Raw genomic sequence first — 25,801 nt, 5'->3', positions numbered from 1 at the left:
CACCAGACTTATTTCTTTCTACCCCTATCAGAGATGGTAATCCGATATGAGCGTTACTTCCGTTAACCCTGCCACTAATGCTACTAACGAATATTATTTGACTCGCCAAAGTCAAATGGAATCAAATGTTCGTAGCTATCCACGTAAATTACCGTTAGCGATAGCGAAAGCACAAGGATGCTGGGTTACTGATGTTGAAGGTACAGAGTACCTTGATTGTTTAGCTGGGGCAGGTACATTGGCTTTAGGTCATAATCATCCTGCGGTGATTCAAAGTATTCAAGATACATTGGCAAGTGGTTTGCCATTGCATACTTTAGACTTAACCACACCTTTAAAAGATGCATTCACTGAAGCATTGTTAGCATATTTACCTGGTGGTAAAGAAGAATACTGCTTGCAGTTCTGTGGTCCTGCTGGTGCAGACGCAACTGAAGCAGCAATTAAACTTGCTAAGACTTACACTGGCCGTAGTTCAGTGATCAGTTTCTCTGGCGGTTATCATGGTATGACCCATGGTGCACTTGCTATGACTGGTAACTTAAGTGCAAAAAATGCAGTTAACGGTTTAATGCCAGGCGTGCAATTCATGCCATATCCGCATGAATACCGCTGCCCACTTGGTTTAGGTGGTGAAGCTGGTGTTGACGCTTTAACTTACTTCTTTGAAAACTTTATCGAAGATGTTGAAAGCGGTGTAACAAAACCGGCTGCTGTTATTCTTGAAGCGATTCAAGGTGAGGGCGGCGTAGTTACAGCTCCAGTAAAATGGTTGCAAAAAATCCGTGAAGTGACTGAAAAGCACAACATCGTTTTAATTTTAGACGAAGTTCAAGCTGGCTTTGCACGTTCAGGCAAAATGTTTGCATTTGAACATGCAGGTATTGAACCTGATGTTGTTGTAATGTCTAAAGCAGTAGGTGGTGGTTTACCACTTGCAGTATTAGGTATTAAACGTAAATTTGATGCTTGGCAGCCTGCTGGTCACACTGGTACTTTCCGTGGTAACCAACTTGCTATGGGTACAGGCCTTGTCGTATTAAAAACGATTACTGAACAAAATCTTGCTCAAAATGCGCAAGAACGTGGTGATTATCTACAAGCTGAATTTAAAAAATTAGCTCAAGAATTCCCATGTATCGGTAACGTACGTGGTCGCGGTTTAATGATCGGTGTTGAGATCGTTGACGAGCGTAAACCAGCTGATCGTATTGGTTCACATCCTGCTGATTCACAATTAGCTGCTGCGATTCAAACTGCTTGTTTCAACAATAAATTATTGCTTGAAAAAGGTGGTCGTAACGGTACAGTAATTCGTTTACTTTGCCCGCTTATCATCACTCAAGAAGAGTGTGTTGAAGTAGTTGCTCGCTTTAAGAAAGCAATTGCAGAAGCATTGGTTGCAGTACGAGGCGCATAAGTATGGTGGATTTTGCAGAACATCGTAAAGCGTTACTCTGCAATGATGCACAATCCATTGCTGACTATGAGTCAGCAATGGGCGAAGCGGTAAAAGCCGTTTCAGCATGGTTGCAAAATGAAAAGATGTACACAGGCGGTAGCATTAAAGAATTGCGTTCAGCAATTTCTTTCCAACCTTCAAAAGAAGGTATGGGTGTACAAGAATCACTTCAACGTATGATTGAGCTTTTCTTAAATAAAAGCTTAAAAGTACATCATCCACATTCATTAGCACATTTACACTGCCCAACCATGGTGATGAGCCAGATTGCGGAAGTGTTAATCAATGCAACTAACCAGTCTATGGACTCATGGGATCAAAGCCCAGCCGGTTCATTAATGGAAGTTCAGCTCATTGATTGGTTGCGTCAAAAAGTTGGTTATGGTTCTGGTCAGGCAGGTGTTTTCACTTCTGGCGGTACTCAATCTAACTTAATGGGTGTGTTACTTGCTCGTGACTGGTGCATTTCGAAAAACTGGAAAGACGAAAACGGTAATCCGTGGTCTGTACAGCGTGATGGTATTCCAGCTGAAGCAATGAAAAACGTCAAAGTTATTTGTTCTGAAAATGCACATTTCTCTGTGCAAAAGAACATGGCAATGATGGGCATGGGCTTCCAGTCAGTTGTGACTGTTCCTGTGAATGAAAATGCACAGATGGATGTAGATGCTCTCGAAAAAACGATGGCGCATTTGCAATCAGAAGGCAAAGTGGTTGCTTGTGTTGTTGCGACAGCAGGTACAACTGATGCTGGTGCAATTGATCCATTGAAGAAAATTCGTGAAATCACGACGAAATATGGTTCATGGATGCACATTGATGCGGCATGGGGCGGTGCATTAATTCTGTCAAATGACTACCGTGCAATGCTTGATGGTATTGAGTTGTCTGACTCGATTACCCTCGACTTCCATAAGCATTACTTTCAAAGCATTAGCTGTGGCGCGTTCTTGTTAAAAGACGAAGCGAACTACCGTTTCATGCACTACGAAGCTGAATACTTGAACTCTGCTTATGACGAAGAACATGGTGTACCAAACCTTGTTTCTAAGTCATTACAAACGACTCGTCGTTTTGATGCATTGAAATTGTGGATGACAATTGAGTCGCTTGGTGAAGATCTTTACGGTTCAATGATTGACCATGGTGTAAAACTTACTCGTGAAGTTGCAGATTACATCAAGGCAACTGATGGTCTAGAGCTTTTAGTTGAACCACAATTTGCTTCAGTATTGTTCCGTGTTGTGCCACAAGGCTACCCAGTTGAGTTTATCGACAGCTTGAACCAAAACGTAGCGGACGAATTGTTTGCACGTGGTGAAGCAAATATCGGTGTAACAAAAGTTGGTAATGTACAGTCATTGAAGATGACAACATTAAGCCCTGTTGTGACATTCGAAAATGTTAAAAACCTTTTAGGTCAAGTATTGGCTGAAGCTGACCGTATTAAAGATGCGATTGCTTCTGGTAACTATGTACCACCAATCGACTAATTGAGTTGATAACAAAAAAAGCCTGGCTTCTTGCTGGGCTTTTTTATTACAGATTCTTTTATTCAAAATGTGTATGAGTAAATAGAAATATGCACAAACCATGCATATTTTTCAAAAACAAAAATAATTATGCATGATCTATCTTATGCAAATTTCTTATTGTATTGGTATGTCCCCAATATTTTTGGTCACATTGATATATCAATATCGTACTTACTTTAAATAATCCCGTTTTAACTGAAAAAAGTAAGTGGCTGTAATTACAATTAAGACAAGGAAGAAGAAATGCAACAAGTTAATGTGCTTAATGAATTTAAACTGATTATTAACGGTCAATCTTGTTCAGGTGAACAAGGTGAACTAGAAGTTATTAACCCTGCTACAGGTTTAACAGCTGCGCGTTGTGCAAAAGCATCGGTTGAGCAAGTAAATCAAGCAGTGAGTGCAGCTAAACAAGCATCTAAAGCTTGGCAACAAGTTTCACATGATGAACGTAAATCGATCTTAAACAAAATTGCGGATGGTATTGAAAAGCACGCTGAAATGCTTGCAGAGCTGGTTGTGCTTGAGCAAGGTAAACCACTGGCACTTGCGCAAATGGAAGTGCAGGGTGCAATTGGTTGGACTCGCTATGCTGCTGCTATGGATTTACCTGTTGAAGTGATTGAAGACAGTGAAACCAAGCGTATTGAGCGTCATCGTCAGCCATTAGGCGTGGTGGCTTCAATTACTCCGTGGAACTGGCCTCTCATGATTGCGGTTTGGCATATCATGCCTGCTTTACGTGCGGGTAACGTTGTGATTAGTAAACCTTCTGAATACACACCGCTATCAACTTTGCGTCTATGTGAAATCATTCAACAAGAAGTTCCAGCGGGTGTCATTTCAATTGTGGTAGGTGCTGGTGAGATTGGTGAAGCACTCTCTTCACATCCAGATGTGCAAAAAGTCGTATTTACGGGTTCAACTCGAACAGGTCAGCACATTATGGCTGGTGCAGCTCAACAGTTAAAACATTTAACATTAGAGCTCGGCGGTAATGACGCGGGTATTGTACTGCCTGATGCAAATATCGATGAAATTGCAGCTAAGATTTTTAATATGGCATTCTTGAACGCTGGTCAAACGTGCGCGGCCTTAAAACGTTTATATGTACATGAAAGCCAATATGAAGCTCTATCTCAAAAGTTAGCTGATATTGCCAATGCTCAAGTTGTGGGTGGTGGAATGGAGTCTTCTACAACGTTTGGTCCCGTGCAAAATCAAATGCAATATAACAAAGTGAAAGCGCTTATTACTGAAGCTATAGAGCAGGGTGCAAAAGCGCTTTCTGGTCACCAGCACTTACCAGAGCAGGGCTACTTTATTGCGCCAACTATTTTGACTGAAGTGTCTGACTCTTGCAGAGTGGTCCAAGAAGAACAATTTGGTCCAGTGTTGCCTGTTTTAAAATATACTGATATCAATGATGCAATTGCTCGTGCCAATGACAGCGAGTTTGGTTTAGGTGGTTCAATCTGGTCTTCTGATATTAAAGCTGCTCAAACTTATGCTACACAGCTTCAGTGCGGTACTGTTTGGATTAATACCCATGCAGAAGTGCTGCCTCATGCCCCTTTTGGTGGCTGGAAAATGTCAGGCTTAGGTGCTGAGTTTGGCTTAGAAGGTTTGCTTGAAAATACGATTGGGCAAACAGTTCATATCAGTAAAGTCTAAATATTGATTTTAAGGCGGATCATAGATCCGCCTTTTTATTTTAAATTATCTTATTAAATACTAACCTGCTTAAGTCGTGTGATGATAACCGTGACCTTTAGGTTTGATTAAAAAATGATTCTGTTCTTTAATTTTTTTCAGAACAATGTAAGACTTTATGTGGCCAATAAAATTATAAGAAAGCAATCTTTCGGTTACAAATTGAGAAAGCTGTTCTAAGTTTTCAGCAACGACTTTTAAAATAAAATCCGCATCGCCACTAATTGAAAATGCATCTTGAATGTTATCTTCCGCTTCAATTAACTCTTGAAAAGCCTGCTGGGATTTTGCCTCGTGTGTTCTTAAATTAATGTGGATCATCGCTGTAACTTCCAGCCCTAGCGCTTGTTGCTGGATGCGGGCCGTGTAACCTAAAATTATGCCTTTTTGCTCAAGTAGCTGTCTTCTTCTAGAACATTGAGAAGCAGATAAACCGATTAAATCTCCAACTTCCTGATTGGTGAGCCGTCCATTCTTTTGTAGTGCCTGAATGATTTGCCAGTCGAACTTATCCATTGCATAAAATCCTTTTATGATACACAAATCATGTATTTTTATTAAAATGCGTTTTCATTATGCACGAAATCTAAAAGGTAGATGAAATATTATTTTTCTATGGAATAAAAATTGGTCTCAAAGGATATAGAGCAATGTTCATAGAAATCGGTGACTTTTTAAATCTTCGTTTAAAACAAATGGGTATCCAACATCTCTTTGGTGTACCTGGTGATTTTAACCTCTCATATCTCGAACAAGTTGAAGCAGATCCAGAACTCGAATTTATCGGAAATTGTAATGAATTAAATGCTGCCTATGCAGCTGATGGTTATGCACGAATTAACGGTTTTTCTGCCTTAGCAACTACTTATGGTGTAGGTGATTTAAGCGCGATTAATGGCATTGCAGGTGCATATGCAGAAAATGTACCTCTTATTCATATCTCAGGTATTCCGCCTTTACATGCAGTTCAAAAGGGCACTTTAATTCACCATACGCTTGTCGATGGTAACTACGACAATATTATGAACTGTATGAAAGAGTTTACGGTTGCTCAAACACGTTTAACTCCTGCCAATGCAGCTTTTGAAATTGATCGTGTATTACGTCAGTGTTTCCTTGAACGTCGCCCTGTGCACATCCAGTTAGCGGGAGATATTACTCACGTTAAAATTGAAGTTACTGACCGCCCACTTGATTTAAGTTATCCATCTGTTGAACCAGACTTATTGCAAAGTGTGGTAAGCAAACTTTGCGACATTTTGAACAATGCAAAAAGCCCAGCACTTCTTATTGATAATGAAGCTTCAGTTTTTGGTGTAACTTCACTTTTAAATGATTTATCTCAAAAATGCTCAATTCCATTTGCGGGTATGAATACTGCAAAAAATATTATGGATGAAGGCTCACCTCGTTATATCGGAACGTATGTAGGTGGGGCAAGCCAACCACATGTAAAAAATATTATTGAGCAATCTGACTGCCTAATTGGTATTGGTGCACGTTTTACAGATGTTGGTTCAGCTGTATTTACTCATCAAATTGAGACCAAGAATTACATCGAAATTAAATCTTATGGCTTAAATATCTTTGGTCAGGATTTTCCAGGTATTGAAATTGGACAGTTACTTGTTGAGCTAAATAAAAAAGTTGCGCCACGTAAATCGTCAATGCCTTTTCTTGAAAAACAGCCACAGAAAGTAATAGAAGCTCCAGCCCAACAAAAGCTAAGCCAAGATGTGCTTTGGAACTATATTGCAGGTTTCTTAAAAGAAGATGATGTGATTATTGGTGAAGTAGGAACTTCAAACTCAGCTTTGTCTGGTTTAAAACTTCCTGCTACAGCTAAATATATTGCTCAGCCACTTTGGGGTTCAATTGGTTATACCTTGCCGGCATTGCTTGGTAGTTTGTTGGCTGCTCCAGAACGCCGTCAAATTTTGTTTATTGGCGATGGTTCTTTCCAGCTTACGGTACAAGAGCTTTCTACGATTATTCGTCACGGTTTAAAACCTATTATTTTCTTGCTGAACAATGGCGGCTACACCATTGAGCGCTTAATTATGGGTGAAAACGCAGCCTATAACGACGTGCAAAACTGGAAATATACCGAAATTCCTGCGGTATTTAACGGTAAAAAAGGCCATACCACCTATGTGGTTGAAACTGCTGGACAGCTTAGAAGTGTTTTAGAGAATGTTCATTTAAATGATCAGTTAACTTTTATTGAATTAAAACTACCGGCAATGGATGCGCCAGTAAGTTTGAAAAAATTTGCTTCAGTCATCGCGCGTTTTGATTACGGCGATCGTGGTTATGAAATTTTAAAGGAGCGTTCCCAGCCTATTAAATGTAAGGATGCAAGCTCGTTTTAAATAGAAGATAGGACAAGTCTTCTCAAAATTAAATGGACTCATATTAAAGCAAACGTATTTCCGAAGGTCGGTTTCTGGCCTTCGGATATGGTGCTGAATAAAGGTGTACAGGAAGTGACACCAACATTGGAGATAATGTTATGGATGCAAACAATAAGCACGAGTTAAAACAAGGCTTATCCAATCGGCATATTCAACTCATCGCACTAGGAGGCGCGATCGGAACAGGGTTATTCTTAGGTCTTTCTCAAACGATTAAACTGGCAGGTCCTTCAATTTTATTAGGATATGCAATTGCTGGAATTATCGCTTTCTTAATTATGCGTCATTTAGGTGAAATGGTTGTTGAGGAACCAGTAAGTGGTTCTTTTAGTTATTTTGCGAACAAGTATTGGGGCAAAATGGCTGGTTTTATGTCTGGCTGGAATTACTGGGTGTTGTATGTGCTGGTAAGTATGGCTGAACTCAGTGCAATTGGAACCTTCATTCAGTTTTGGTGGCCTGAAATTCCGACATGGCTGACTGCTTTATTTTTCTTTATTTTAATTAACGGCATTAACTTGGTGAATGTCCGCTTTTTTGGGGAATCCGAATTCTTATTTTCCTGCATTAAGATTGTTGCAATTTTAAGCATGATTGGTTTTGGTACTTATCTCTTATTTACAGGTTCGGCTGGTCCGCAAGCAAGTATTGCAAATTTATGGCAACACGGTGGTTTCTTCCCGCATGGGATTCACGGTTTTGTCATGGCTTTAGCCGTTATTATGTTTGCATTTGGTGGTCTAGAACTTATTGGTATTGCTGCTGCTGAAACGAAAAAACCTGAAACCACTATTCCAAAAGCAGTGAACCAAATTGTTTATCGTATTTTAATTTTTTACATCGGTGCTATTGGGATCTTACTGTGCCTTTACCCTTGGAATATGGTGGCAGAAGGCGGTAGCCCATTTGTTATGATTTTCCAGTCATTAAACAGTAATGGCGTTGCGAATGTTCTTAACTTTGTAGTTTTAATTGCTGCTATTTCGGTTTATAACAGCTGTATCTATTGTAATAGCCGTATGTTGCATGGTTTAGCAGAGCAGGGCAATGCTCCTGCAATTTTGAAAAAAGTAAACAGCCGTGGTATTCCAGTTCCAGCAGCGGTTGTTTCTGCATCAATCACAGCAATATGTGTGGTCGTAAATTACCTAATTCCTGGACAAGCCTTTCAGCTCTTTATGATGCTTGTTGTGGCTGCACTTGTTATTAACTGGCTTATGATTTCAGTCACGCATTTGAAATTTACCAAAGCAATGAAATTGCAAAAGCGTCAAACTAAGTTCCAAAGTATTATGAGTCCATGGAGTAATTACTTAACCATTAGCTTTGTATGCTTTATTCTTATTATTATGGCAATGACGCCTGATATGAGATTGGCCGTTATTTTGGGTCCAATCTGGCTTGCTGTTTTAGCGCTGATGTATTTCTTCAAATACCGCAGAAAAATGGTCGCAATGCCAGAAGTGCAATCGAATTAATCCACTAAATTTACAACGATATTGCGGTTACCTTACATACGGTAGGTAACCCTTTATCTTTTGTCATATTATTTTCATGTTACAAAGAAATTATTATCTATCGTAATTTTTGATCAGAATTTTAGTAATAAAATTATTTTTAGTAGTAAAAGTAAAAATACAGTTAAATTATCGATTTTTAAAATAATTATAATATCTTTTGGTTTTATATTTTATGAATACTTAAAATCTATATTTTTAATCAGTGTCATAATAAAGACTAATATACAGAGTAAAATATCCACTCAGATTGAATTAAATATTTGATAAAAGATAAAAAATAATAATGTGACAATTAACAATATCGAAATCATTAAAGCGTCATCATACTGTAACTTAATTGTCATATTTTCTATTCACAATGCAGCTATCGAAGAGCGTACAAGCACTCAACAAAAAGTGACGTACAACCTATTGCATTAATGAGAGAGAACAGAATGCGCTTAAATCCACGTCAAATCGCAATTGCGTTAGCAGTAACTGGGGCAGCTGTAACAACGACTGCAAATGCAGCTCGTGATACGATTCAAATTGCTGGTTCTTCAACTGTACTACCATTTGCCAGCGTTGTAGCTGAAGAGTTTGGTAATACATTTCCTCAATTTAAAACTCCGGTAGTTGGTTCTGGCGGTTCTTCTGCTGGTTTGAAACAATTCTGTCAAGGTGTTGGCGATAACACAATCGACGTTGCTAACGCTTCTCGTAAAATTAAAAGCACTGAAATTGAAGCTTGTAACAAAGCTGGTGTAAAACAAATTCAAGAAATCAAAATTGGTTACGACGGTATCGTATTTGCGTCTAACTCACACAAAGCAGCTTATAAATTAAAACCTTACCATGTGTTTGCTGCTTTAGCTGCACAATTACCTTCAAATGGTAAATTGGTTCCAAACCCATATACAAACTGGAACCAGATTGATAAATCACTTCCAAATGAACCAATTACTCTTGTAATTCCTGCATCTAACCACGGTACTCGTGAAGTTTTCCAAGAGAAAATGGTTGATGCTGGTTGTGAAGCGTATGAATACTTCAAGAACTTAGATAAAGATGCTCAGAAGAAAGCATGTTCTACTTTCCGTAAAGATGGCCGTGTAATTGAAATTGCTGGTGACTATACAGAAACTCTAGCTCGCTTAAAGACTTCTCCAAGTGCAGTAGGCGTGTTTGGTTTAAGTTTCTATGATATGAACCGTGACAAGTTACGTGTAGCAACTGTAAATAACGTTCTTCCATCTGAGAAAACTGTATTGAACGGTACATATCCTGTGTCTCGTCCATTATTCTTCTACGTGAAAGGCGAACATTTAAAATCAGTTAAAGGCTTACCGCAATATGTAGAATATTTCGTAAGCAAAAAAGCAACAGGTAAAGGCTCTAAAGCTGAACGTGATGGCTTAATCGCAATGTCTGATGCTGAACGTGCAAAAGTATTGGCTGACTTTAAAGCAGGTAAAACTGTTAAATAAGTTAGTTTGAATAGGGGCTGGTGATCTTGAGAGTTCATCAGCCTTTTTGTCTAACTTGTTTTTCCAAATTATGACAATTGAGAAAACAGTGGAGAGTACATGAATCTGCTACTTATCGGTGTGTTGTTAGCCCTTGTGGCAATCGCATATCAACTTGGGCTGAGAAAGAGCCGTAGCCTAGCAGGTAAGGGAAGCAACTCGGCGACATTACATTCTCGTCCTGGTTATTATGGTGCACTGGTTGGTCTTTGGTGCGGTATCCCTGCTTTTTTAATTTTGATCATTTGGAGCTTGGTTGAACCAAGTATTTTAAATCACATTATCTTTAATAATATTCCTGCATCTGTAAGTGCATCACTTGATGAAGCTGGCAGAAGTGTCTTGATTGATCGTGTTCAAGCGATTGCTTCAGGTTTTGGGGTAAGTGATAAGCCAGCAGCCTATGAATTAGCTGCTGCACAACAGTTTGCAAAATTTCAAACCATTGGCTCTTTTGCCAAATTTGCTGTTGTAGTTTGTGCAGCTTTATTAGGTTTAGTGTGGGCAAAGAAAAAGATTAATCAACAATATCGTGCACGTAATCAAGTTGAACGTGCGATTAATGTTGCTTTGATTTTATGTTCAGGTGTTGCGATTTTAACAACCATCGGTATTGTGATGTCGATGTTTGGCGAAGCAATGCACTTCTTCCGTTTTGTAAGCCCGCTTGATTTCTTCTTCGGGACAGAGTGGAACCCAGGCTTTAGTACTTCAGGCAATGCTGAAGGTAGTTATGGTTTATTGCCATTACTCTGGGGCACACTCATGGTCAGCGGCATTGCTTTATTAGTTGCCGTACCCATTGGATTAATGATTGCCATTTATTTAGCTGAATATGCTTCCCCGTGGTTACGCTCGTGGGCAAAACCAACAATTGAAGTTTTAGCGGGTATTCCAACAATTGTTTATGGTGTGTTTGCCATGATGATTATTGGACCATTTTTCAAGACCGCTGGTGCTTACGTTGGTCTTGAAATTAACGCGACCAGTGCTTTAACTGCTGGTTTCGTGATGGGGATTATGATTATTCCGTTTGTTTCATCTTTATCAGACGACATTATTACCCAAGTACCTCGTGCACTACGTGACGGTTCTTTAGGACTTGGAGCAACGAAGTCAGAAACAATTCGTCAAGTCGTTTTACCTGCTGCGTTACCGGGTATTACGGGCGCCTTTTTATTAGCTGTCTCTCGTGCCGTAGGGGAAACCATGATTGTGGTTTTGGCAGCAGGGAACAGTCCACTTTTACATGCAAATCCGTTTGAAGCTGTTTCGACAGTGACCGTTACGATCGTAAAACAGTTAACTGGTGATACTGACTTTGCCAGCCCACAAGCTTTGGTTGCATTCGCGTTAGGTCTGACACTCTTTGTGATTACCTTATGTTTAAACATTGTTGCACTGTACATTGTGCGTAAATACCGTGAGCAATACGAATGAGTACATCAAATACATCGTCTCCTATGGATCAGAACGTATTTGATCCACAAGCTGCTGCTCAAGCACGTGATCGCCGTAAAAAAGTGATTGAAAAGTCATTGGCTAAACGTCACCGTAAAGAAAAAGCTTTCCGTTTTGCTGGTTTATCGGCAGTTGTTATTGGTCTTGCATTCGTAGCGCTATTGTTCAGCAGTATTTTGGCAAAAGGTTTACCTGCTTTTTGGCAAACGAGCATGAATGTTCCAATTTACTTCGATCCGAAAGTAATTGATGCAGGTCCAGTACCTGTACGTACTCAAGGTGAAACACCTGCTCATTACCAAGAGCGTTATGTCGATTGGCAAACTAAAATGGGTATGGTGGATTGGGATGGCATTATTGTAAATGGAATGATCGCCAAAGATCCTGCACTTGCTAGTGAACGTGATTACTTAAGTAGTCTTTATGCAAGTTCAGAGGCTTATCGTTTACGTGACATGGTTTTTGCAGACCCATCACTCATTGGTAAAAAAGAAAATATTAATTTCTTGGGCGATGCCAATGTTGATGTCTGGTTAAAAGGTAATATTGACCGTTCATTGCCAGATGATCAGCAACAACTTGAACCAGAAGTACGTAAACTTGCGGATGAACTAAAAGCAAAAGGTGTTCTTGAAAATACGTTCAATTTGAACTTGTTTAAGAATCCGGACTCTCGTAGTTCACCAGCAATTAGTGGTCTTGCTGGCGCATTTATGGGTTCATTATTCATGATGCTGATTGTGATCATTATTGCGATTCCAATTGGTGTTGCCAGCGCAATTTATCTTGAAGAATTTGCTCCAAAGAATATTGTTACAGACATTATTGAAGTTAACATCAATAACCTTGCAGCTGTTCCTTCAATTGTGTTTGGTTTACTCGGTGCAGCAATTTTTATTGGCTGGATGCATTTACCTTTATCGGCTCCGTTAGTTGGTGGTTTAGTTTTAAGTTTGATGACATTACCAACAGTCATTATTACGACACGTGCTTCATTAAAAGCAGTGCCACCTTCTATTCGACAAGCCGCACTTGGTTTGGGAGCTTCTAAGTTTCAGACCATTTTCCACCACGTTTTACCATTAGCTTTACCAGGCATTATGACCGGCTCAATTATTGGTGTTGCTCATGCGCTTGGTGAAACAGCACCTTTACTTTTAATTGGAATGAGTGCATTCGTTGCAAGTATTCCAGCAACACCATTTGATCAATCAACTGCATTACCTGTCCAAGTTTACTTATGGCAAGGTAATGAGTTGCGTAACTTCTTCGAAGGCCGTACTGCCGCTGCGATTATCGTACTACTTGCATTAATGATTGGTCTAAACAGTCTTGCAATTTGGTTACGTAAAAAGTTCGAAGTGCGTTGGTAATAGAGGATAAATAATGAATACTATTGATATTACGAATTCCTTAGAAAAGGATAAGTTAGTGAACACTGAACAATCTCAATTTACAGATAAATCGCAGAATCATGGCACTTCGTATGTTTCGCATTTTGAACCACAAACTTCAAAAAAGCAGAACTCAACCGAAATCAAAATTAGTGCACAAGATGCCCATGTTTATTATGGTGATTTTGAAGCGATTAAAGGTATTGACCTCGATATTTACAAGAACGAAGTTATTGCTTTTATTGGACCTTCAGGTTGTGGTAAATCTACCTTTCTTCGTACGATAAATCGTATGAATGACACCATTGATGGTTGCCGTGTGACAGGTAAAATTACACTCGATAACCACAATATTTATGACCCAAACCTTGATGTCGTATTATTACGTGCTCAGGTTGGTATGGTATTCCAAAAGCCAAACCCGTTCCCTAAAACTATTTTTGATAACGTGGCTTACGGCCCTAAACTTCATGGTCTAGCACGCGATAAATATGATCTTGAAGAAATTGTTGAAAATAGCTTGCGTAAAGCGGGTCTATGGGACGAAGTGAAAGACCGTTTGAATCAACCGGGTACTGGTTTATCAGGTGGTCAGCAACAACGTTTATGTATTGCTCGTACGATTGCAGTAAGTCCTGAAGTGATTTTGATGGATGAACCATGTTCTGCACTTGACCCAATCGCGACAGCAAAAATCGAAGAATTAATTTCTGAATTATCAACGCAATATACAATTGTTATTGTGACTCACTCAATGCAACAGGCGGCACGCGTGTCTGATCGTACTGCTTATTTCCATTTAGGGGATTTGATTGAAGTTAACTCAACTGAAAAGGTCTTTACTCAACCTGACCATCAGTTGACGGAAGCTTATATTACTGGACGATTCGGTTAATTAGTCATCCATATAAAAAAAAGAGCCACGTGCTCTTTTTTTATTTTATAAATGAAAATGACTCTATTTTGCAAAAACGCTATTGAATTTTAATCAAAACGACCACATCTTAAGGCTATAAAAGATAACTTATGAGCTTAGAATTTTATGTTATTCCATTTGCCTAAACTCCCTGCAGAAATACGTGTGAGTCATTTAAATGCACGTGTAAATGAACAGAGAAAAAAAATTGCACAAACAACTGCAAGCCGTTTAGAACTTTTACAATTGGCTCAACAACTTGCTAAAGAAGCTAAAATTCGCCGTAAAAATAATCAAAAAATCTTTGTTTTAGATTTTAAGGGTGATATCCAAGCCTCAGCAGTTGAAAACTTACGAGAAGAAATTACCCTCATTTTAGCAACTGCTAAAGCCGGCCGTGACCGTGTTGTGGTTCGCCTTGAAAGCCCAGGAGGCATGGTACATGGTTATGGTCTAGCAGCAGCTCAATTGGTACGCTTACGCGATGCAGGTTTTCATCTGACGATTTGCGTAGACAAAGTAGCAGCAAGTGGCGGCTATATGATGGCATGTATTGCAAATGAAATTATTGCAGCACCGTTTGCTATTGTTGGTTCAATTGGTGTGGTTGCTCAAGTTCCAAACTTTAACCGTCTTTTAAAACAACACAATGTGGATTTCGAGCTTTACACAGCAGGGCAATATAAGCGTACTGTCACGATGTTTGGTGAAAATACCCCTGAAGGTAAAGCGAAGTTCGAAGAAGAGCTTCAACAAACTCATGTGTTATTTAAGCACTTTGTAGAAAAGTACCGTCCACAACTTAATGTTGATAAAGTCGCTACAGGTGAGCATTGGTATGGTGAAGATGCGCTAGAGCTAAACCTTGTTGATAAATTACAAACATCTGATGAGTATCTATTAGCGTTATTACCACAGCATGATGTTTATGTGATTAATACACGTAAGAAAGCGACCTTGGGTGAAAAGTTAGGTTTGCAAGCGGCGCAAATGGCGGATAGCTTGATTCCAGCTGTAATGAATAAAGTTGCAGACACGTTGGCCAAAGCCAATTCAACCTTAGTGCAAATGCGTGACACTAATTTTAATTAAACTAAATTTTGAAATAGAGAGTGCCTGTAAGGGTGCTCTTTTTTTATGTGAGTGATGAAAGAAATTTGATTAATATTTGTTTAAGTTTCAATTGTAAAAGTTATAGTTAACTTTTCACTTCTGAGTTTTTGTGATGTCAAAAACATGGCCACACATTGATCTTCTCATACGTATTTTACATATCATTATTATGCTTGGCTTTATTGGTGCTTATTTCACAGGAGATAATGAAGATCTGCACCAAGTCCATATGATGTTTGGTTACGTACTTCTTATTAGTATTACTGTGCGAGTGATCTGGCATTTTTTGAGTCCACGTATTTCAAGTACAACACCGTTCGGTATTAAAAAGCGAAGTAACATAGCGATAAATGCGGTCAAAAAATCCTTAAGTCATTCAAACTTTAAGAGTATTTTTTCTAAAAATTCAATTCATTCAATCAGTATTGCACTTTTTCAAACTTCAATTGTACTTATATTTCTCGTGATTCCAATTGTGGTGGGACTAGGGTATGCGACTGAGCATGTTAATTTTTCTTTGAAAGACCTACACGAATTTTTTGCAAACTTGTTTTTAGCTTTGGTTTTATTGCATGTTTCAACTCTTATTCTAAATAGCATTTTTGCAAAACGTTTTCAGGGCTGGAGTATGCTAAAAATGACCTTGTCAGATGCGAAAATAACTAAATTCGCTGCTTTATTTCTTTTGATTGTAATAGGCACTTTTAGCTTCTTTTACTTACGAATGTAAATGATGGCCTTAATATATGAGAGATTTAGTACATATTCGAACAGGTTGAAATTTAAGGTTGATATGAGTTTTATGAGAAATGGATATTTTAATTAAAAGTCAAAAATAATTATTGATAAACATGCTTTTTGAATTGTGATAAACACATGGTTTTGATATTTTAAACAGCAATAAAATAGCTTTTAGATGAATCATTTAAAAAGTTAGACATTTAAAAATATAACTGAAATTCAGGATAGGAAATAATGACAAGAATAATTGTGGCATCCAAAGAGGGTTTGGACGTTCTACAAGATGGTCAGCTCAATAAAGTGGTTTTAAACCAACCAGCAATCATTCAAATTGGTGTAAGTCAAAAAGATATAGCATCAATGGAAAAGCAAGGTGGAAGTCTTATCATCCATTTAAAAAATGGTGAAACCCTTGTTTTAGAAAATTTCTTTAATGAAGCAACAAATACAACAGACCATTCACTTGTTTTTCCGACTGAACACGGAAAATTTGTTGAAGCCCAATTCGACGCACAAGGTAAGGTGATCGACTATACAGGTTTAAACCATGTCACAGATTTAGCCTATACAAGCACTAGTCAACCAGCTTCAACAATGGCGGTTGATGATTCTCCAACTTTTTCAATGGGCAATGTTTTAAAAGCAGGTTTAGCAGTTTTAGCTGCTGAAGGTTTATATTTGTGGGCTTTTGATAAAGATGACAAAGATGATTCTTCAGGACCTGTAGATATCTTGGCACCTGCTGCACCGACTGCTACTGTTGCCGATGATACCGTTACGGTTACTGGTAAAGCAGAAGCAAATGCAAAAATTTATATTAAAGATGCTGCTGGTAATACGGTTGCAACGGGTGTTGCAGATGCAAGTGGTAATTTTACAATTAAACTCGATAAGCCTTTAGCAAATGGAAATAAATTAAATATTTTAGCTGAGGATGCTGCGGGTAATATCTCTAAACCAGGTCTTGTAACTGGTACTAAAGACACAATTGCGCCAGATGCTCCTCAGGCTCAATTAAATGAAGATGGTTCGATCTTAGATGGTAAAACTGAAGCGAATGCTACTGTAAATGTCTATGATGCTAGCGGAACATTATTAGGAACTGTAAAAGCAAACTCAGAAGGAATCTTTTCTTTAAAGCTAACTCCACCTTTGACGAGTGAAGCTGGTGGTAAAGTCATTGCTCAGGATGCTGCCGGAAATAAATCTGAAGCAACACCCATTTTTGCAGGTAAAGATACTATTCCGCCAGCAGCTCCTTTAATTGAAGTAAATAAAGAAGGAACAGTGGTTGAAGGAAAAACAGAGGCTAATGCAAAAGTTCAGATAAAAGATGCTGATGGTAAAGTCATTGGAACTGGTACGGCAAATGCGCAAGGTGAATTTCAAATTACGCTTTCTTCTGCTTTAAAAGAATCACAAAAGGCGACAGTCATTGTTGAAGATGCAGCAGGAAATAAATCTAAGCCTTTAGAAGTCACTTCTGGCTATGACACCATAGCGCCAGATAAACCTACAGCTCAAGTGAATGCAGACGGAACTTCAGTTACTGGTACAGCTGAACCCAATGCAAAAATAGAAATCAAAAACTCAGCAGATAAGGTTATTGGTACTGGAACAGCAGATGCGAATGGAAAATTTACAATCGCGATTTCTCCTGCTTTAACCGATAGCTTAAAAGGTTCAGTAATAGCAACCGATAGTTCTGGAAATAAATCTACTGCGCTGGAAATTGTTGGGAGTGATAAAGATACGATTCCACCTGCTAAGCCTGTGTTAAGAGGTTTAGATGATGATGTAGGGCCTCTAAAAGGAGCAATTACAGCAGGTTCTGAAACCGATGATGCTAAACCAAAATTTACTGTTCAAGTTGAAGCTAACGCAACCTTAACTATTTATGATAATGGAGTCGCAATTTCCATTCTTAAAGTTGGTCAAGTAGATGCAAATAAATATTGGTCATTTATGCTTGATAAAGATTTAGCCGTTGGTAAACATACGATTACTTTCGTGCAAACAGATGTAGCTGGGCTGACGAGTGAAGTGAGTTCACCATTTACCTTTTATGTCGTCGCACCAAAAGTGGCGAGTACGAGTGAAGTTGTAAGTAGTGATGTAAATGAAGTTGTCCCTTCTGTGGCCGATAGTGTCGGGTTAAATACATTAAAGTTAGCGCAAACTACAACCAATGAAACGACTAGTCAGCAGCAAAAATCTGTGTCATTAGATGATTTATTGAAAAGTTCTTCAACGGATGCTTCTGACCCAATCGCAAAAATTTTATCTGCAACAGATTCTAAACCTGTAGTGAATGAGCAGAGCGAAGTAAATAATACAGCGAGTGATGTCACAACGAATCTAGAACAGCTTCTACCAAATACGACTTCTTCAGCTTTATCAAATCTGTTAGATCAAACTTATTCAGTCGTCTAAAGAACTCTTAAAAAAAGCGCTCATTGAGCGCTTTTTTATTTATGAATTATTTATTTTAGGTGCTTTTATAAGAGCTACAAATCCATAGAGAATTGCACCGATCGTTGCTAATAACATATCTTTATGGGCATCCCACATGTCGCCTTGTTGGCCATTATAATTTTCGGCTTGCTCTGGCGATAAGCCAATCGCAATTACCCATTCAATGAGTTCATAAAAGACACTAGATGCCATGACGAACTGAACCACAAGTAAAAACAGAGTAAAAGGTCGAGCTGTCGGTAACCACACTTGAAAGACTCGATAAATAAGAGGGTAGAGTAAAACACCATAGGTAAGATGAACTAAACGATCATACATGTTACGGGACCATCCCATGTATTGATCAAGATTAAAATTGAATATGTGTTGAATCCAGTCATTGTACGGAACATATGAGTACAGGTAGTGTGCACCGATAATATGGATGAGCAAAAAACCTAAATAGAAAGTAAAACTTAAATAATCGAGACCAATCTTTTTAAAAATAATAAATAAGAGGACTAACATAAAAATTGTACCCACCTGATGAAGTAAATAAGCTTCAAATTCAAGGGGCTGAATGCCAGACAATATGATGGCAATAAAAATAAGGCCAAGAGCAATATAGTGTTTAAGTTTGAATTGTTTTTCGATCATTTTAGAAATAGTACTTTATTGTGCTTTATATTAGTGTAATAAAAAAGCGAAGCCGAAGCTCCGCTTTTTATGAACTTTTTAATTAGATTTTGCTAATTAAATCGTTAATTTGTTTAGCTTGTTCAGCTGCATTACCTGTGTAAGTTGCAGGAGTAAGCTCAGCTAAACGTGCACGCTCTTCACTTGGTACTTGAGAAAGTTCATCACCATTTACGAAGTTAATCATCATGTCGCGAGTCATTGCTTGACCACGAGTTAATGCTTTTAACTTTTCATATGGCTTTTCAACGTTATAACGACGCATAACAGTTTGAATTGGCTCTGCTAAAACCTCTTGAGCTTGATCAAGATCTTCAAGTAAACGGTTTGCATTTAGCTCAAGTTTACCAACACCTTTTAAACACGCATCAAAAGCAATTAAACTTTGCGCAAAACCAACACCCATATTACGAAGTACAGTAGAGTCAGTTAAGTCACGCTGCCAGCGAGAAATTGGTAATTTTTCGCCTAAGTGCGCTAATACAGCATTCGCAATACCTAAGTTACCTTCAGAGTTTTCAAAGTCAATTGGGTTAACTTTGTGTGGCATAGTTGAAGAACCAACTTCACCATCTTTCAATCTTTGTTTGAAGTAACCTAAAGAAATGTAACCCCATACGTCACGGTTAAAGTCGATTAAAATCGTATTAAAGCGACGTAACGCATCAAACAACTCTGCCATGTAGTCATGTGGTTCGATTTGTGTCGTGTACGGGTTGAATGCTAAACCTAAAGATTCAACAAATGCTTGAGCATGTGCAGCCCAGTCAACATCTGGGTAAGCAGAAAGGTGAGCATTGTAGTTACCTACAGCACCATTGATTTTGCCGAGTAGCTCAACATTTTCAAATTGTTTAATTTGGCGAGCTAAACGGTATGCAACGTTCGCCATTTCTTTACCCAAAGTTGTTGGGCTTGCAGTTTGACCGTGTGTACGAGACAACATTGGTTGTTCAGCGTGAGCTGTTGCTAAAGTAGAGATCGCATTTAAAATTTGCTTCATGCTTGATACTAAAACTTCGCGGCCGTTTTTAAGCATAAGTGCATGAGACAAGTTATTGATGTCTTCTGAAGTACATGCAAAGTGAATGAATTCACCTGCATTTTGCAATTCAGCGATACCTGCGATTTTCTCTTTTAAGAAATATTCAACAGCTTTTACATCATGGTTAGTTGTACGCTCAATTTCTTTAATGCGGTTAGCATCTTCTTCAGAAAAGTTGCTAACAATTGCATCTAAAGCTGCATTTGTTTCATTTGAAAAAGGAGCAACTTCAACTATTTCTGGACGGTTAGAAAGCGCTTGTAACCAACGCACTTCTACAGTGACACGAGCATGAATTAAACCAAACTCAGAAAGAAAAGGGCGTAGCGCATCACATTTGCTGGCATAACGTCCATCTAATGGTGATAGTGCGGTTAAAGCGTTCATAACGATTCCTTAATGTTGGAATAAACATAAAACAAAAAATAATCTCTTTACAGCCTTAGATGACTTGGTACTGTAAACGAGCAAGTGCCTGAATATCCTGTAGCAATTTACGTTTGCTAAAAATCATGTTCCACGAACTACCACCGAGTTGTCGCCATAAATGGGCCATTTGCAAGCCAGTAAACAGACAAGCACGGATGCGGTTAGTATGGTTGGTATCTTTAAATGCTTCTGCATTACCACGAACGAGAATGCGAGGGTTAATCTGCCCAGCAGTATCAACATAAGTTTGGGCCAAATTGGCTAAAATGCTTGGGTGTAAGTAGTTATTATCAAAAAAAGAAAGCTGTTTTAAAATCTTTTGCTGAGCTTTTTCAATGATTGTGACGTATTCAGGATTGCTATAGACCTTCTTTTCTAATTGCAAAAGGGACATCGCATATGACATTGGAAGCTTGGCAGTGCCCATTTTTGGAAGACGAGATTTGGGCATATTCGTAAAAGGTTGAGTAATACAATTTTCGAGGGTTTTAAGCCCCAAAGAAATATCTGCCAACTGATTAAAAAAATCTAATGTTTGAACACCATTGTTGACTGTAGGGCGAATATTTAAACTCGCTTTGATTAACAGCTCAAAATAGAAGTTACCACTTTCACCAATACTCTGCTGACCCGTTAAAGCTGTCATGTGCGTGAGCTGGGTAGCCTGAAATACCCCAGCCAAGGCAAGGGCACGGTTTTGGCGAACATTCAAGGCTTGTGATTGTTGAAATGGTAACTCCACCATGTCATTCATTCCCTTAAATAAAATTTGGTGTAGGGGCATTTGTATGGTGAATGACACCCCCGCCTAAGCAAACTTCATCTGAATAAAATACAACGCTTTGACCCGGTGTAACAGCACGCTGAGGTTCATCAAACTCAACTCGTACACCGTGTTCACTATTTTCATCAATAAAAACTGTACATGTCTGATCAGGTTGGCGATAGCGTGTTTTAGCTGTACAGCGTAAACCTTCAACAGGAATATTCTGTTCACCAGCCACCCAGTCAATTGACTCACTCCAAAGCTGCGTGCTTTGCATGAGAGGGTGTTCATGTCCCTGACCAATAACGAGACGATTATTGGCAATATCTTTATGTAGTACGAACCATGCGCCTTCAGCTGCACCTTTCAAACCACCTAGACCAATTCCGCCACGTTGACCGAGCGTATAGTACATCAGACCGTGATGTTCACCAACTTCTTTACCTGTATCAAGTACAATTTTTCCAGGTTGAGCGGGCAAATATTGTTTAAGGAAGTCATTAAATCGACGTTCGCCAATAAAACAGATACCTGTAGAGTCTTTTTTCTTAGCTGTAGCAAGATCAAGTTCTTCAGCAATTCTGCGGACTTCTGGTTTTTCAATCTCACCTACCGGAAATAGGGTCTTGTTAATTTCTTTACCATGAACAGCATGCAAGAAATAAGTTTGGTCTTTGTTATTGTCTAAACCACGTAATAATGGTGCGTATGCTTCGCCTTTCGAGTTGTATGCAGTTTCACCACGGCGAGCATAATGACCAGTCGCGATAAAGTCTGCACCTAAAGTCATTGCATGATCTAAAAATGCACGGAATTTAATTTCTTTATTACATAAAATGTCGGGGTTTGGGGTGCGTCCAGCTGCATATTCAGCTAAGAAAAGTTCAAATACGCGGTCCCAATATTCCATAGCAAAGTTTGCTGTGTGGAGTTTAATACCTATTTTGTCTGCTACTGCTTGAGCATCGGCTAAATCTTCCATTGCCGTACAGTATTCCGTGCCGTCGTCTTCCTCCCAGTTCTTCATGAAAAGACCTTCAACTTGATATCCTTGTTGAAGTAAAAGTGCTGCAGAAACAGAAGAGTCTACACCACCAGACATACCGACGATGACACGTTGTTGCATAGGACTAGGCATCCAAATGAGAAGTTAATGAGGGAGAGAAAGGGTGCTCATAAATAAGCGATAAAGGATAATGGTGACCTTTCATGGCATCTTCAACTGCTTTGAGTACGAGTGGACTACGGGCACGAGCAGATTCTTTGAGCTCATCTGGTGTCATCCACACAGCAGCTACAATACCAGTATCGAGTTGAGGATTATTTTCAACTTGAGTCACATGTGCTAGAAAACAGAAGCGGTAATAGGTACGGTCCGGAAACATGGGCGGGGTATATGTATAAATACCAAGCAAGGCATCAACTTCAACATGATGACCTGTTTCTTCAAGTGTTTCTCGAATGGCTGCTTGAGTTAATGACTCACCGCATTCCACATGACCAGCAGGTTGGTTAAATACTGTGTGTACAAAACCCTCGCTATGTTCTTCAACAAAAAGATAGCGTCCGTCTTTTTCTACGACTGTAGCAACAGTGACATGAGGAGTCCATGCTGTCATAAAAAAGCACCATGATTTAAAAGACGTATGATACGAAATTTAGGGGTTTTTGGCTATGGTGATCTGCTAAACGATATGAGCAATACTACAAAACCATATCGTTTAAAAAATCAGAATTTTATTGCTGATATTTCATAGAGCTAATTAATCTTGCTCTGTTTGAGCCGCTTTATGATTATTTTGTACTTTTACATAATGCCTTGCTGAATAAGGAAGAAACGCTAATTCTTTTTCGGTTAGTGGTCGCACTTGTTGTACAGGGCTTCCTACATATAGATAACCACTTTTTAAGACTTTACGTGGTGGAACTAAACTTCCTGCACCAATCATTACATCATCTTCAATAATCACGTCATCTAAAATAACAGTATTGATTCCGATTAAAACTCGGTTGCCAATGGTACAGCCATGCAAAGTCACATGATGTCCAACTGTTACATCTTCACCAATAATAAGAGGTGAGCCATTAGGTTTTGCATCATTTTTATGGCTAACGTGCAACATACAATGGTCTTGTACATTACTATTTTTACCAATTTGAATACTATTTACGTCACCACGAATGACGGCAAAAGGCCAGACAGAAACATTTTCGGCTAAGCTGACTTCACCGACTACAACGGCCATGTCATCAACATAACATGTTGTATCAACTTGAGGACGGTGTTCAAGATAAGGACGTATGTTCTTTGCCATGAGTAGTATCAAAATAAAATTTAGACGAATTATAAAATAAAAAAGCACTCAGGCTAAATAGCATGAGTGCTTAATTCAACTATTCAAAAATTAGAATAAGTTGCTGAAGAATTGTTTAACATGGTCGATTAAGCGTGCAAAGAATCCTGCTTCTTCAACTGGTTTTAATGCTACTAATGGCTTTTCAGCAATTACTTTGCCGTCAAGGCTAGCAACAAGTTTGCCCACAACTTGGCCTTTTTGAAGCGGTGCATTTAAGTTAGGTTGAACAACTAACTGAGTTTTAATACCGTTAGCTTTGCCTTTAGGCATAGTCACACTAAAGTTTTCAGCCAGACCAATTTGAACTTCATCTTCTTTACCAAACCATACTTTTGCTTTTGCAAGAACTTGATTGGCTGGTTGAATATTTGCAGTTTCAAAGTTTGCAAAGCCCCAAGACAATAACGTACGTGTTTGGTTGGCACGTTCATTAACGCTATCCGTTCCGAAAATAACGGAAATGAGGCGCATCGGACCACGTTTGCTTGAAGTTGTTAAGCAGTAACCCGCTTCATCTGTATGACCTGTTTTTAAACCATCTACGCTTGGGTCTGTGTAAAGCAAGGCATTACGGTTACCTTGTTTAATACCGTTAAACGTAAATTCTTTTTCAGAGTAGATTGGGTAATATCTTGAGCTGTCTTTAATAATATGTTGCGCTAAAACAGCCATATCTTTAGCTGTTGAATAATGACCTTCTGCCGGTAAACCAGTTGAGTTAATGAACTGGGTATTTGTCATACCGATACGTTTTGCTTCCTGATTCATCATGTGAGCAAACGTGCCTTCATTTCCGGCAATATGTTCAGCCATTGCTTTTGATGCATCATTACCTGACTGGATAATAATACCGCGAAGCATTTCTAGAACAGTCGCTGTACCATTTAAAGGAACATACATACATGATTCAGAGCTGCTTCCTTTACACCATGCAGACTCGTTCATACGAACCTGCTCATTTTCAGTCAGTTCACCTTTTAATAATTTTTGTTCAATGATGTAGCTTGTCATCATTTTTGTCATTGAAGCAGGTGCAAGCTTTTCGTTTTCATTTTTAGAAGCGAGAATTTGTCCTGTCTCATAATCCATTAATACATAAGACTTATTATTTAATTCTGGCGGAGCTGATAAGACAGTTGCTGCATAAGAAAAACTTGGTAAGAGGAGGAGTGCAGCAATAGCGCTTTTTCGAGTCATTCTAGGTAATTCCAATATCTTGTATGAAGCAGAAGAACCTAGCATTTTAGGATAAAGCAAAGCCGACTTCTATGGGGGAAGTCGGCTTTTTCAAACAGTATTGTAACTCAAGAGTTTTTTACTAATTTAGTTTTGCGATTGATAAGCTTTCACGTCTTGACAAACTAATGTGTTTTGCTCGTTACCAGCAGCTTTTGCATCATTACGCGCTTCTTTTAGGACTTTCTTGAAACTTTTGTCTTTAGCACGTTTCTCTAAAGCTGCAACTGGATCGGCTTCATTTGGTAAATAGTCTTTTACTAAACGTTCATAACCTTGAGCAAAATCAGCATCTTTTTTCCCAATAAGGCTTGGGCAAATTTCAGAAAGTACTTGAATTGCAGCTAATTCTTCAGGAGTTATAGTTTGCTGTGGAGTTACTTCAACAACATTTTCATTTTCGGTTTTCTTTTCAGCTGTTTTCTTCTTATCAGCAGCAAAACCAACTGTTGCCATGCTCATAAGTAAAACCAAAGAGAGCGATTGAACTAAGCTTTTCTTCATAAACATCGATAACCCAAAATAAAATTTTTAAATATGTCGATAGCTTAACCAATTTACAGGTTAAAAAAATGGAAAAAATGTATTGTTATGTTGGTTTTCTGCTTAATACCAAGCAGAAAACCTCAGTAAATAAACTTCTACCCTAAACGAGTAAAAACCTATTCTTTATAGTTGACAATCTCTTCACAGAGTTCGTGTTGTTCATGATGGTCCATTTGTTTTGAAGCTTGACGTGCTTCATTCAACAAGGTTTTAAACTCTGCATCATTTTGTAGAGCAGAGAGGGTAATTGATTTATTCGAATACCCTTGAAGATACGTTGTGATAATTTTTTGAGTATTTGACTCAAGTTTTTTATTTGTCCCTACGAAAGCTGGACAAATTTCCTGTAAGACTTGCGTTGCCGCAATATCATCTTTAATTAAGCTATCAGCTTCTTGTGTTGAGATATCCTCATCTGCAAAAACCGCTTGCGTACACAATGTGATACTGATCCCCAATACCTGAAAAAAAGGAGCAAAAGTTTTCATTTTTTCACAA

General features: G+C 38.6%; 22 protein-coding genes. 12 read left to right on the top strand and 10 right to left on the bottom strand.

The genetic code is table 11. The features are described from left to right. Positions 1-46 precede the first annotated feature (46 nt). The 3 genes from AC1PJP_RS05715 to AC1PJP_RS05705 all read left to right on the top strand — a co-directional run bounded on the left by AC1PJP_RS05715 (position 47) and on the right by AC1PJP_RS05705 (position 4,671). Complete coding sequence (locus tag AC1PJP_RS05715; protein WP_004790853.1) at positions 47-1,420, top strand: diaminobutyrate--2-oxoglutarate transaminase; 1,374 nt, start codon at positions 47-49, stop codon at positions 1,418-1,420. A 2-nt stretch (positions 1,421-1,422) separates the two neighbouring features. Continuing rightward, the gene (locus AC1PJP_RS05710) at positions 1,423-2,955 is read left to right on the top strand and encodes a pyridoxal phosphate-dependent decarboxylase family protein (protein ID WP_013197139.1); all 1,533 of its coding nucleotides are present in this window, start codon (positions 1,423-1,425) and stop codon (positions 2,953-2,955) included. Between the two features lie 285 nt (positions 2,956-3,240). Next, a complete protein-coding gene (locus tag AC1PJP_RS05705) occupies positions 3,241-4,671 on the top strand; it encodes an aldehyde dehydrogenase family protein (RefSeq protein ID WP_479766641.1) in 1,431 nt (476 codons plus the stop codon). Between the two features lie 69 nt (positions 4,672-4,740). Here the strand turns inward: AC1PJP_RS05705 and AC1PJP_RS05700 are convergent, their stop codons facing one another. Next, positions 4,741-5,226, bottom strand: a complete 486-nt coding sequence (locus tag AC1PJP_RS05700; RefSeq protein ID WP_004643588.1) for an Lrp/AsnC family transcriptional regulator — start codon at positions 5,224-5,226, stop codon at positions 4,741-4,743. 134 nt (positions 5,227-5,360) lie between these two features. Here AC1PJP_RS05700 and AC1PJP_RS05695 point away from each other — a divergent pair, with 134 nt between their 5' ends. From AC1PJP_RS05695 to blp2, 9 genes are all read left to right on the top strand, one after another. After that, complete coding sequence (locus AC1PJP_RS05695) at positions 5,361-7,082, top strand: alpha-keto acid decarboxylase family protein (protein ID WP_013197141.1); 1,722 nt, start codon at positions 5,361-5,363, stop codon at positions 7,080-7,082. A gap of 140 nt (positions 7,083-7,222) precedes the next feature. After that, positions 7,223-8,602: an amino acid permease gene (locus AC1PJP_RS05690; protein ID WP_192835375.1), complete on the top strand. Its 1,380-nt coding sequence runs from the start codon at positions 7,223-7,225 to the stop codon at positions 8,600-8,602. 476 nt (positions 8,603-9,078) lie between these two features. Further along, positions 9,079-10,110, top strand: coding sequence for a substrate-binding domain-containing protein (locus tag AC1PJP_RS05685; protein ID WP_049837205.1), 1,032 nt, complete (start codon positions 9,079-9,081; stop codon positions 10,108-10,110). A gap of 99 nt (positions 10,111-10,209) precedes the next feature. After that, positions 10,210-11,589 carry a phosphate ABC transporter permease subunit PstC gene (pstC, locus tag AC1PJP_RS05680; RefSeq protein WP_005307309.1) on the top strand — a complete coding sequence of 460 codons (1,380 nt, stop codon included), beginning with the start codon at positions 10,210-10,212 and terminating at the stop codon, positions 11,587-11,589. Beyond that, on the top strand, positions 11,586-12,983 hold the full coding sequence (gene pstA / locus AC1PJP_RS05675) for a phosphate ABC transporter permease PstA (protein ID WP_004790867.1): 1,398 nt from the start codon (positions 11,586-11,588) through the stop codon (positions 12,981-12,983). Before pstC ends, pstA begins: the two co-directional genes overlap by 4 nt. A 13-nt stretch (positions 12,984-12,996) precedes the next feature. Then, a complete protein-coding gene (pstB, locus tag AC1PJP_RS05670; RefSeq protein WP_005307307.1) occupies positions 12,997-13,899 on the top strand; it encodes a phosphate ABC transporter ATP-binding protein PstB in 903 nt (300 codons plus the stop codon). 147 nt (positions 13,900-14,046) lie between these two features. Then, a complete protein-coding gene (gene sohB / locus AC1PJP_RS05665) occupies positions 14,047-15,012 on the top strand; it encodes a protease SohB (RefSeq protein WP_479766640.1) in 966 nt (321 codons plus the stop codon). 133 nt (positions 15,013-15,145) lie between these two features. Beyond that, positions 15,146-15,763, top strand: a complete 618-nt coding sequence (locus tag AC1PJP_RS05660; RefSeq protein ID WP_479766639.1) for a cytochrome b/b6 domain-containing protein — start codon at positions 15,146-15,148, stop codon at positions 15,761-15,763. 245 nt (positions 15,764-16,008) lie between these two features. Further along, positions 16,009-18,207 carry an Ig-like repeat protein Blp2 gene (blp2, locus tag AC1PJP_RS05655; protein ID WP_479766638.1) on the top strand — a complete coding sequence of 733 codons (2,199 nt, stop codon included), beginning with the start codon at positions 16,009-16,011 and terminating at the stop codon, positions 18,205-18,207. Between the two features lie 39 nt (positions 18,208-18,246). Here the strand turns inward: blp2 and AC1PJP_RS05650 are convergent, their stop codons facing one another. The 9 genes from AC1PJP_RS05650 to AC1PJP_RS05610 form a co-directional block, all read right to left on the bottom strand. Next, complete coding sequence (locus tag AC1PJP_RS05650) at positions 18,247-18,885, bottom strand: DUF2238 domain-containing protein (protein WP_479766637.1); 639 nt, start codon at positions 18,883-18,885, stop codon at positions 18,247-18,249. An 82-nt stretch (positions 18,886-18,967) separates the two neighbouring features. Continuing rightward, a complete protein-coding gene (gene purB, locus AC1PJP_RS05645; protein ID WP_479766636.1) occupies positions 18,968-20,356 on the bottom strand; it encodes an adenylosuccinate lyase in 1,389 nt (462 codons plus the stop codon). Between the two features lie 55 nt (positions 20,357-20,411). Further along, positions 20,412-21,143, bottom strand: coding sequence for a high frequency lysogenization protein HflD (gene hflD / locus AC1PJP_RS05640; RefSeq protein WP_479766635.1), 732 nt, complete (start codon positions 21,141-21,143; stop codon positions 20,412-20,414). A 13-nt stretch (positions 21,144-21,156) separates the two neighbouring features. Beyond that, positions 21,157-22,290 carry a tRNA 2-thiouridine(34) synthase MnmA gene (mnmA, locus tag AC1PJP_RS05635; protein ID WP_262771144.1) on the bottom strand — a complete coding sequence of 378 codons (1,134 nt, stop codon included), beginning with the start codon at positions 22,288-22,290 and terminating at the stop codon, positions 21,157-21,159. 4 nt (positions 22,291-22,294) lie between these two features. Continuing rightward, positions 22,295-22,783 carry an NUDIX hydrolase gene (locus AC1PJP_RS05630; RefSeq protein WP_479766634.1) on the bottom strand — a complete coding sequence of 163 codons (489 nt, stop codon included), beginning with the start codon at positions 22,781-22,783 and terminating at the stop codon, positions 22,295-22,297. 144 nt (positions 22,784-22,927) lie between these two features. Continuing rightward, entirely contained in the window at positions 22,928-23,479 is a 552-nt protein-coding gene (locus AC1PJP_RS05625) for a gamma carbonic anhydrase family protein (RefSeq protein WP_192454986.1), read from the bottom strand. Positions 23,480-23,569: 90 nt separating this feature from the next. Continuing rightward, positions 23,570-24,718 (bottom strand): D-alanyl-D-alanine carboxypeptidase PBP5/6, encoded by a 1,149-nt coding sequence (gene dacC, locus AC1PJP_RS05620; RefSeq protein WP_005307294.1) that lies wholly within the window; start codon positions 24,716-24,718, stop codon positions 23,570-23,572. Positions 24,719-24,844: 126 nt separating this feature from the next. Next, on the bottom strand, positions 24,845-25,267 hold the full coding sequence (locus AC1PJP_RS05615; protein ID WP_004790891.1) for an MCR_0457 family protein: 423 nt from the start codon (positions 25,265-25,267) through the stop codon (positions 24,845-24,847). A 152-nt stretch (positions 25,268-25,419) separates the two neighbouring features. Next, positions 25,420-25,791, bottom strand: a complete 372-nt coding sequence (locus tag AC1PJP_RS05610; RefSeq protein WP_005307290.1) for an MCR_0457 family protein — start codon at positions 25,789-25,791, stop codon at positions 25,420-25,422. Positions 25,792-25,801: the final 10 nt, after the last annotated feature.

This window comes from Acinetobacter sp. V116_7, from assembly GCF_056735735.1.
Note: the sequence above shows the minus strand (reverse complement) of the source record. Positions and strands in the feature narration are given on the sequence as shown.

Coding starts and splice junctions, on each gene's coding strand:
- AC1PJP_RS05715 (WP_004790853.1), top strand. CDS start 47: ATGAGCGTTACTTCCGTTAACCCTGCCACTAATGCTACTAACGAATAT.
- AC1PJP_RS05710 (WP_013197139.1), top strand. CDS start 1,423: ATGGTGGATTTTGCAGAACATCGTAAAGCGTTACTCTGCAATGATGCA.
- AC1PJP_RS05705 (WP_479766641.1), top strand. CDS start 3,241: ATGCAACAAGTTAATGTGCTTAATGAATTTAAACTGATTATTAACGGT.
- AC1PJP_RS05700 (WP_004643588.1), bottom strand. CDS start 5,226: ATGGATAAGTTCGACTGGCAAATCATTCAGGCACTACAAAAGAATGGA.
- AC1PJP_RS05695 (WP_013197141.1), top strand. CDS start 5,361: ATGTTCATAGAAATCGGTGACTTTTTAAATCTTCGTTTAAAACAAATG.
- AC1PJP_RS05690 (WP_192835375.1), top strand. CDS start 7,223: ATGGATGCAAACAATAAGCACGAGTTAAAACAAGGCTTATCCAATCGG.
- AC1PJP_RS05685 (WP_049837205.1), top strand. CDS start 9,079: ATGCGCTTAAATCCACGTCAAATCGCAATTGCGTTAGCAGTAACTGGG.
- pstC (WP_005307309.1), top strand. CDS start 10,210: ATGAATCTGCTACTTATCGGTGTGTTGTTAGCCCTTGTGGCAATCGCA.
- pstA (WP_004790867.1), top strand. CDS start 11,586: ATGAGTACATCAAATACATCGTCTCCTATGGATCAGAACGTATTTGAT.
- pstB (WP_005307307.1), top strand. CDS start 12,997: ATGAATACTATTGATATTACGAATTCCTTAGAAAAGGATAAGTTAGTG.
- sohB (WP_479766640.1), top strand. CDS start 14,047: ATGTTATTCCATTTGCCTAAACTCCCTGCAGAAATACGTGTGAGTCAT.
- AC1PJP_RS05660 (WP_479766639.1), top strand. CDS start 15,146: ATGTCAAAAACATGGCCACACATTGATCTTCTCATACGTATTTTACAT.
- blp2 (WP_479766638.1), top strand. CDS start 16,009: ATGACAAGAATAATTGTGGCATCCAAAGAGGGTTTGGACGTTCTACAA.
- AC1PJP_RS05650 (WP_479766637.1), bottom strand. CDS start 18,885: ATGATCGAAAAACAATTCAAACTTAAACACTATATTGCTCTTGGCCTT.
- purB (WP_479766636.1), bottom strand. CDS start 20,356: ATGAACGCTTTAACCGCACTATCACCATTAGATGGACGTTATGCCAGC.
- hflD (WP_479766635.1), bottom strand. CDS start 21,143: ATGGTGGAGTTACCATTTCAACAATCACAAGCCTTGAATGTTCGCCAA.
- mnmA (WP_262771144.1), bottom strand. CDS start 22,290: ATGCAACAACGTGTCATCGTCGGTATGTCTGGTGGTGTAGACTCTTCT.
- AC1PJP_RS05630 (WP_479766634.1), bottom strand. CDS start 22,783: ATGACAGCATGGACTCCTCATGTCACTGTTGCTACAGTCGTAGAAAAA.
- AC1PJP_RS05625 (WP_192454986.1), bottom strand. CDS start 23,479: ATGGCAAAGAACATACGTCCTTATCTTGAACACCGTCCTCAAGTTGAT.
- dacC (WP_005307294.1), bottom strand. CDS start 24,718: ATGACTCGAAAAAGCGCTATTGCTGCACTCCTCCTCTTACCAAGTTTT.
- AC1PJP_RS05615 (WP_004790891.1), bottom strand. CDS start 25,267: ATGTTTATGAAGAAAAGCTTAGTTCAATCGCTCTCTTTGGTTTTACTT.
- AC1PJP_RS05610 (WP_005307290.1), bottom strand. CDS start 25,791: ATGAAAACTTTTGCTCCTTTTTTTCAGGTATTGGGGATCAGTATCACA.